The organism is Actinomadura sp. WAC 06369 (assembly GCF_003947565.1).
GTDB lineage: Bacteria > Actinomycetota > Actinomycetes > Streptosporangiales > Streptosporangiaceae > Spirillospora > Spirillospora rifamycini.
Genome location: NZ_QHJN01000391.1, coordinates 1 through 877, shown reverse-complemented (window position 1 = coordinate 877; position 877 = coordinate 1). Strand labels below are relative to the sequence as shown.

Below are 877 nucleotides of genomic sequence, written 5' to 3'. Positions count from 1 at the left end.
GCGGCCTCCCACACCGCAGCCAGCGAAACCATCACCGCCCACAACACCGGCTGCACCACGTCCGCAGCCTCAAACCCGTGACCGCCCGCCAGCACATCGTCCAGCTCCCACTCCACGAACGGAGCCAAAGCCGCAGCACACTCGGCCAACCGGGCCGCGAACACCGGCGACGCCTCCGCCAGCTCACGCCCCATACCGACCCACTGACTCCCCTGACCGGGGAACACCAGCACCGTCCGGCCCACACCACCGGGAGCCACCGAACCCGTCACCACACCGGGCCCGGGCTGCTGCGTCGCCACCGCCGCCAGACCCGCAACCAGCCCGCTCCGGTCATCACCCAGCACGACGGCCCGATGCTCCAGCGCTGCACGCGTCGTCGCCAGCGACCACGCCACATCGCCCACCGGCAACTCCGGACGCGCCACCACGTACTCGCGCAGCCGACCCGCCTGACCTGCGAGCGCTTCCGTGGTGTGCCCCGACACCACCCAAGCGGGAGTCTGTGGCGCCAGCACCGATGCATTGTTCTCGCCCGCCGGTGCGTCGGCGCCCTGAGGCGCCTCTTCGAGGATGACGTGGACGTTGGTGCCGCTCACACCGAAGGCGGACACGCCCGCTCGGCGCGGCTCCTCGCCCGTAGGCCATTCCACCGCGTCCTGCAACAGCCGCACGTTCCCCGACGTCCAGTCCACGTGTGATGACGGCTGCTCGGCGAACAGGGTTTTGGGAAGCGTGCCGTGCTGCAACGCCAGCACCATCTTGATCACGCCCGCGACACCCGCAGCGCACTGCGTATGACCGATGTTCGACTTCACCGACCCCAGCCACAACGGCCGATCCTCGGTGCGTCCCTCGGCCTGGCCGTAGGTCGCCA

General features: G+C 70.1%; 1 protein-coding gene. It reads right to left on the bottom strand.

The window, feature by feature from the left end; all coding sequences use genetic code 11:
* On the bottom strand, positions 1 to 877 hold an 877-nt coding region (locus DMH08_RS39620), incomplete at both ends, for an acyltransferase domain-containing protein (protein ID WP_148108673.1).